The sequence below is a fragment of the Gordonia sp. (in: high G+C Gram-positive bacteria) genome (assembly GCF_020438995.1).
Lineage (GTDB): Bacteria > Actinomycetota > Actinomycetes > Mycobacteriales > Mycobacteriaceae > Gordonia.
Window position 1 is genome coordinate 1 of record NZ_JAGQTN010000252.1, and the last position, 6,507, is coordinate 6,507.

The following is a 6,507-nucleotide window of genomic DNA, read 5'->3' on the forward strand; positions in this document are numbered from 1 at the left end:
AAGTTCGCCGAATCCGCCCGACTGGCCGTCGACTCGGGTTTTGATGCTCTCGAAATTCATTGCGGCCACAACTATCTGATCAGTTCATTCCTGTCGCCACTGCTCAACCGTCGTCGCGACGCCTACGGCGGGCCGCTCGTCAACCGGGCCCGCCTGGCGCGCGAGGTCTTGGAGACGGTGCGCGAGGCCGTCGGGCCCGGCGTCGCGATCTGGGCCAAGCTCAACATGTTCGACGGTGTCGGCACCCCCGGACCCGGCCGCTCATCGTCGTTGAGCGGCTTCAACATCGACGAGGCGTGCCAGGTGGCGCAATGGCTGGAGTCCGACGGATTCATCGACGCCATCGAACCGACCGCCGGATCGTCACTGCTCAACCCGATGTACCTGTTCCACGGCCAGGCACCCCGCAAACAGTTCGCGCAGGCCTTCCACGGCGTGATGAAACTGGGCCTGCAAGCCGGCGGCCCGATATTCCTCAAGCAGTATCAATACACCGACGCCTACCTGCTGCCGCTGGCCCGCGAACTCCGCAAGGCCGTCGACCTCCCCCTCATCCTGCTCGGCGGCATTACCGGTGTCGATTCGATGAAACTCGCTCTCGCCGAAGGCTTTCAGTTCATGGCGATGGGCCGGGCCCTCCTCCGCGAACCCGACCTCCCCCTCATCCTCCAAAACGACCCCACAGCCCACTCCCAATGCACCCACTGCAACCTGTGCATGCCCACCATCTACACCTCCACCCGCTGCCCCATCCGCACCGGAGAGGTCACCGGCTCGGGCTGGTGATCGCGAAAGGGCACACCCACTCGACGTCGCCGACGAGCTCAACACCGTTGGCGTCCGCACTCAGCATGTTCGATTCACGGCTGTCCTCGCTGATTGGTCAGTGGCCGGGGTCTGGCGTCGTTCGCGGGAGCTGCCGTAGATCGGTCACGGTGTTATGGCGCAGGTACCATAACCATATGGGACTGAAGAAGACGACCGTGATGGTCGATGAAGAGGATCTGCGCCTCGTCAAGCAGGCTGCTGCCCGCGACGGCCGACCGGAATCCGAATACTTTCGCGAAGCTTTCCACCTTGTGGCCATACGAAACCGCAGGTGGGAGGAGGAATGGGACATACCCGTACTCGACTTCGGCCATGCGGTGACCGCTGACGAGATCGACGATGCCGTGCGCGAGGCGATCACCACCCCCAAGGCGCCCGCCGAGTGATCATCGTCGGCGATACATCGGGGCTGGTCGCCGCCCTCAATCCGTCGGATCCCCAACACACAGGCGCACGCACAGCGCTTCAACTGGCGGCACTGACCGTCGTATCTCCGCTCGTCGTCCACGAGATCGAGCACATCACCACCCGGAGCATCAACCGCCGGGCTGCTTACGCGGTCAACGACTGGCTACTTGCCCAGGAGATCGCTGGACGCATCGAAGTCCCTGCCATCTCGGCAGACCTCCTGCGGTCCGCGCGCCGAGTGCAGAACCGACACCTCGCGTTGCGCCTCGATCTCACCGACGCCGTCAACGTCCTGCTGGCCGAACGGTACGACACCGCAGACGTGCTGACGCTCGACCGGCGCGACTTCCGGACGATCACGCCACTCATGACGCACCCAGCGTTCCGCCTGCTGCCGGACGATCTGTAGCCGCCAAACGCGCCGACTGTTGTCACGTCCGCGGATCGGCCGGTGTCCAAGGGGAGGCGGAAGCGAAGGTATCTGCCACCCGTCACCACCCATGAGAGGATCCGGAAGCATGACCGCGTTGATTGTGTGTACGTCGGTGTCCCACGGCAACACGAGGAGGGTCGCCGATGTGATGGGCGAAGTGCTCGGGGCGCGGGTCGTCGCCCCGGACGAGGTAGATCCTGCGGAGCTGAGTTCTTACGACATCGTGGGCTTCGGGTCGGGCATCTTCAACATGTCGTTCCATCCGGACCTGCTGAAGTTCGTCGATCGACTCCCCGATGGTGCGAGTGCCCGAGCATTCGTGTTCTGCACCAGCGGATTTCCAGAGCCAGCCGTCCGTCGATACACACACAACCTCTCCGGCAGGCTCGCGTCGAAAGGCTACGACGTCATCGACGTGTTCTCCTGCAGGAGTTTCGACACCTGGTGGCCGTTCAAGCCGTTCGGCGGCATCCACAAGGACCGTCCGAACGACGCCGACCTCGACGCGGCCCGGGCCTTCGCCCGCCGCCTCTGACCGGGACTCTGATGCCAGCATGTGGCACTGGAATACCTATTAGTCACTGGGAGTGGAGGTTTGGTGGAACAACCGGGGTATGAGGTGATGGCCGATACGTATGCGGAGTTGTTCACCGAGGCGTTCGGAACGCCGCTGTACTCGTGTCCTGGTTCGGGCGACTATGCGACGAGGGTCACGTACTTGTCGCGTGCCAGGGCGGCGACGATCGTGGCGTCCACGAATTCGACCACGCCGTGGCCCGCGCCTGGCGCTGGCATCCTGACACTCTCACCGACGCCCTCAGCGGCTCCGGATTCAGCGAGATCTTCCGCACCGTCAGCCGGCCCGCCAGCGGCTTCCAACACTTCCCGGCAGTTCACATCGCGGCGCGCAGGTGATCGGGGCGCCGGCGTCAACGACGGGAGCCGGACTGCTGGTGCAGTCCGGCTCCCGTATTCTGTGGGCGAAGGGGGACTTGAACCCCCACGTCCCGAAGGACACTGGCACCTGAAGCCAGCGCGTCTGCCATTCCGCCACTCGCCCGTGGCTGCCTTCTCGACTGGATTGTCGTTCGGACTGGACGACGATAGCAGGGTGTTCGGGCCGATCGCAAAACGGCTGGTCAGTCGGGATCGGGAGGGCGGTGATCGCTGACGATGTCGTCGCACGGGGTCTTGAGGCTCGGTCGCCGGGCGACCTCACGCCTCATAGCTAGCGAGGGCACGGCGGCCCGACGGCGGCGGGCGGAGCACGCTGCATAGCTCCGGTGGAATGTGGCGGCCACCCGGACCGCCGGCAGTTCGGTGCCGCAGGGGTAGCGGACCTCGCGTACCGCCATCGGGGCGGAAATCTGGGAACCGATGCGGACCGAGATGCGTTGTATGGGGAGTTTCGAATCACAAATTGAACAGGGAACCCCTGGTGGAGTGGTGCTGAAGTTGCTTATGGTGCAGGTGGTGACTTGACGGGGTGATTCTCGCAGGGAATCGTTATCATTTGACGAAGCGTTGCGCACTTATGACACGCCAGCCCGTGTGGTAACGACTCGACAGTCGGTAACGACTCGATATAGGACTCGACGTAGGAAAGGAGCGGGATGGGTATCCTCGACCGATTCGACCGTCTCGAGCGCAAGCTCGAAGGCGGCGTCGAAGGCGGCTTTGCCCGTGTCTTCCCCGGCCGGGTCGCGCCGCAGGAGATCGAGACAGGTCTCCAGCGGGAGGCCGAGGAATCGCGGGAGAATCTCGGGGACGGGACCATCCTGGTCGCCAACCGCTACACCCTGCAGCTCAGCTCCACGGACTACCAGGAGATCGCGGCGGAGTACGAACTCAACCGAAAGATGTTTTCCAAACATCTTGAGACGTTCATCCGCGACAATGGTTGGCAGACATACGGACAAGTCGTGGTCGAGTTTGCCGAGACCCCGGCGCTGCATGTCGGTATCTTTCGTGTTCAGGTAGCTGTCGACCCTGATGCCCAACCCCGGCCGATAAGGCCACCGACCATATCCGCGCCTGCACAACCGGTACCCCACCCGGGACCGGAGAGCGAGCAACAACCACCCGCAGCAGCACAACCCGCAGCACCACAACCCCTTGGTGCGAACCGACCAGTAGGAGCCCCACACATGTCTCAGGAATCCGGCTACGACCAGCGCCGAAGCGCCGCCGAACCCGGCTACGGGCAGGGCCAGGAGGGCTACTACGGCCAGCAAGGCTACGAGGGCCAGCAGGCCTACGAGGGTCAGCAAGGCTACGACCAGGCGGGATACCAGCAAGGCGGCTACGACCAGGGCTACGCCCAGCAGGGTGGCTACCAGCAGGGTTACGACCAGGCGGGCTACGACCAGGGCGGCTACGACCAGCAGGGCTACCAGGGCGGCGGCTACGACCAGGGTGGGTACCAGCAGGGCTACGAGCAGCAGGGCTACGACCAGGGCTACCAGGGCGGCTATGACCAGCAGGGGTATGCGCAGCAGGGCTACGACCCGGCCGGCTACCAGCAGGGCGGCTACCAGCAGGGCTACGCTCCGCAGGGTGGCTACGACCCGGCCTACGGACGCCAGGCGGCCGGCTACGCACCCGCGGCCATCACCCTCTACCTCGAGGACGGCAGCAACCGCACGTTCCAGCTGCGCGAGGGCTCCAACGTCATCGGCCGTGGCCAGGACGCCCAGTTCCGCCTCCCCGACACCGGCGTCTCGCGCCGGCACGTGGAGATCCGCTGGGACGGCAGCGTCGCGATGCTGACCGACCTGAACTCCACCAACGGCACGACCGTCAACGACCTGCAGGTCTCGAGCTGGGAGCTCGCCGACGGTGATCGGATCCGGGTCGGTCACTCCGACATCTCGGTCCGTTTTCAGTAGGTCGACACGGACAGCCGCACATACCGGCCGTCCGGACTCTGGTCAGCCGGATGTCGGCCGTCCGAACGACAGCAGGTCACGCGTACCGCGACCTGCACCGATCCGATATCGAGACAGCACGCTTCACGCCACGATGAGTGCCATCGGAGTATCTGCCCATATGATGCAGTCGGGCCCGTCATGTACGACGGGGCCCGACTGGGCTGTTGGTGGCCGGACCACACCCGGCCATCAGCGACGCGAGTTCAGGAGGTGACGACGGCATGCAGGGCTTGGTACTTCAGCTCACCCGCTTCGGGTTTCTCCTGTTGCTCTGGCTCTTCGTCTACGCGGTGATCCGGACCATCCGCGCCGACATCGGCACCGCGGGTGGCTCACGCATCATCCGGCGCGACCGCAGGGCCCGCGGCGACCATGTGAAGGGCTCGGCCCGCTACCTCGTCGTCACCCACGGGGCCCTCGCCAACACCCGCATCACACTCGGCGCACAGCCCGTGCTGATGGGCCGCGCGGCCGACTCGACGCTCGTGCTCACCGACGACTACGCCTCCGAACGCCACGCCCGACTGTCACGTCGCGGCGACGACTGGTACGTCGAAGACCTCGGCTCCACCAATGGCACCTACCTCGACCGCGCCAAGGTGACCACCGCCGTGCGTGTCCCCATCAACACACCGATCCGCATCGGTAAGACCGTGATCGAGCTGCGCCCGTGACCCTTGTCTTGCGCTACATCGCGCGCAGCGATCGCGGCCTCGTGCGCACCAATAACGAAGACTCCGTGTACGCGGGTGCCCGACTGCTCGCTCTCGCCGACGGGATGGGCGGACACGCCGCGGGTGAGGTGGCCAGCCAGCTGGTCATCGGCGCCATGCGCGAACTCGACGACGACGAACCCGGCGGCGACCTGCTCGACAAACTGGAGCAGGCCACGCGCCGCGGCAACGACGCCATCGCCGCCCAGGTGAGCCGCTCCCCCGAACTCGACGGCATGGGCACCACCCTGACCGCGATCCTCTTCGCGGGCAGCCGTATCGGCCTGTGCCACGTCGGCGACTCCCGCGCGTACCTGTACCGCGACGGGCAACTGACCCAGATCACCCGCGACGACACTTTCGTGCAGACCCTCGTCGACGAAGGTCAGATCACCGCCGAACAGGCGCACGTGCACCCGCAACGATCGCTGATCATGCGGGCACTGACCGGTCAGCCCGTCGAACCCACTCTCACCGTCCGTGAGGCCCGGCCCGGCGACCGCTACCTGCTGTGCAGCGACGGTCTGTCCGATGTCGTCACCTCCGAAACCCTCGCCGACACCCTCGGATCGGTCGAGGATCATCGCGCATGCGCCGACCGGCTCATCGAGCTGGCACTGCGCGGCGGTGGTCCCGACAACGTGACCGTCGTCGTCGCCGACGTCGTCGACACCCAGTACGGGGATTCGCGGCCGATCGTCGGCGGAGCCGCCGGCACCGACGACCAGAACTACACCCCCAACCCGGCGACCGCCGCCGGCCGCGCCGCGGCACTGCGGCCGCCGCCGCCCGAACCACGTAGACCGTCCCTCATCGATGAAGAGCCGCCGGCCCGGAAGAGTCCTCTGTGGACGTGGCTGGCGATCGGGCTCGCCATACTCGTCATCGCCGGGATCGTCGCGGGCTTCTTCGTGATCCGGGCGATGGTCAGCAGCAGCCACTATGCCGGGGTCGAGGACGGCAAGGTCGTGATCTTCCAGGGTTCCCCCGACAAGATCGTGTTCCTGACGTTCAGCGACGGCGCGAAACGTGCCTGCGTGCGCAATCCGAACCAGGACCGGCCCGACGTGTACTTCGTCGACTACTCGCAGGAATCGGGCTGCTCCGCACTCGACCTGTCCGATCTGCAGGAGATCGATCGTAATACGTTGCGCAGCAATGCGATTCGCAACAAGACCCTCGATGAGGCCGAGGC

General features: G+C 65.5%; 6 protein-coding genes, 1 tRNA gene and 1 pseudogene. 7 read left to right on the top strand and 1 reads right to left on the bottom strand.

The window, feature by feature from the left end:
* The 4 genes and pseudogenes from KDB67_RS17575 to KDB67_RS17590 form a co-directional block, all read left to right on the top strand.
* Window positions 1-786, top strand: a pseudogene (locus tag KDB67_RS17575) (NADH:flavin oxidoreductase); the annotation flags it as partial.
* A 176-nt stretch (window positions 787-962) separates the two neighbouring features.
* Window positions 963-1,214, top strand: a complete 252-nt coding sequence (locus KDB67_RS17580; protein WP_291018341.1) for a CopG family transcriptional regulator — start codon at window positions 963-965, stop codon at window positions 1,212-1,214.
* Window positions 1,211-1,645 carry a PIN domain-containing protein gene (locus KDB67_RS17585; RefSeq protein ID WP_291018343.1) on the top strand — a complete coding sequence of 145 codons (435 nt, stop codon included), beginning with the start codon at window positions 1,211-1,213 and terminating at the stop codon, window positions 1,643-1,645. Before KDB67_RS17580 ends, KDB67_RS17585 begins: the two co-directional genes overlap by 4 nt.
* Window positions 1,646-1,754: 109 nt before the next feature.
* On the top strand, window positions 1,755-2,204 hold the full coding sequence (locus tag KDB67_RS17590) for a flavodoxin family protein (RefSeq protein WP_291018345.1): 450 nt from the start codon (window positions 1,755-1,757) through the stop codon (window positions 2,202-2,204).
* Window positions 2,205-2,646: 442 nt separating this feature from the next.
* Here the strand turns inward: KDB67_RS17590 and KDB67_RS17595 are convergent.
* Window positions 2,647-2,729, bottom strand: a tRNA-Leu gene (locus KDB67_RS17595).
* Between the two features lie 553 nt (window positions 2,730-3,282).
* Between KDB67_RS17595 and KDB67_RS17600 the strand changes: the two genes are divergently transcribed.
* The 3 genes from KDB67_RS17600 to KDB67_RS17610 form a co-directional block, all read left to right on the top strand.
* Complete coding sequence (locus KDB67_RS17600; RefSeq protein ID WP_291018348.1) at window positions 3,283-4,557, top strand: DUF3662 and FHA domain-containing protein; 1,275 nt, start codon at window positions 3,283-3,285, stop codon at window positions 4,555-4,557.
* 263 nt (window positions 4,558-4,820) lie between these two features.
* Window positions 4,821-5,273 (top strand): FHA domain-containing protein, encoded by a 453-nt coding sequence (locus KDB67_RS17605; protein ID WP_291018352.1) that lies wholly within the window; start codon window positions 4,821-4,823, stop codon window positions 5,271-5,273.
* A partial coding sequence (locus KDB67_RS17610) for a PP2C family serine/threonine-protein phosphatase (protein WP_291018350.1) occupies window positions 5,270-6,507 on the top strand: 1,238 nt, incomplete at its 3' end. The genes KDB67_RS17605 and KDB67_RS17610, both read left to right, overlap by 4 nt.

What these genes read in the sequence shown, in the direction of transcription:
- KDB67_RS17580 (WP_291018341.1), top strand. Translation starts at nt 963, where the DNA reads ATGGGACTGAAGAAGACGACCGTGATGGTCGATGAAGAGGATCTGCGC.
- KDB67_RS17600 (WP_291018348.1), top strand. Translation starts at nt 3,283, where the DNA reads ATGGGTATCCTCGACCGATTCGACCGTCTCGAGCGCAAGCTCGAAGGC.
- KDB67_RS17590 (WP_291018345.1), top strand. Translation starts at nt 1,755, where the DNA reads ATGACCGCGTTGATTGTGTGTACGTCGGTGTCCCACGGCAACACGAGG.
- KDB67_RS17605 (WP_291018352.1), top strand. Translation starts at nt 4,821, where the DNA reads ATGCAGGGCTTGGTACTTCAGCTCACCCGCTTCGGGTTTCTCCTGTTG.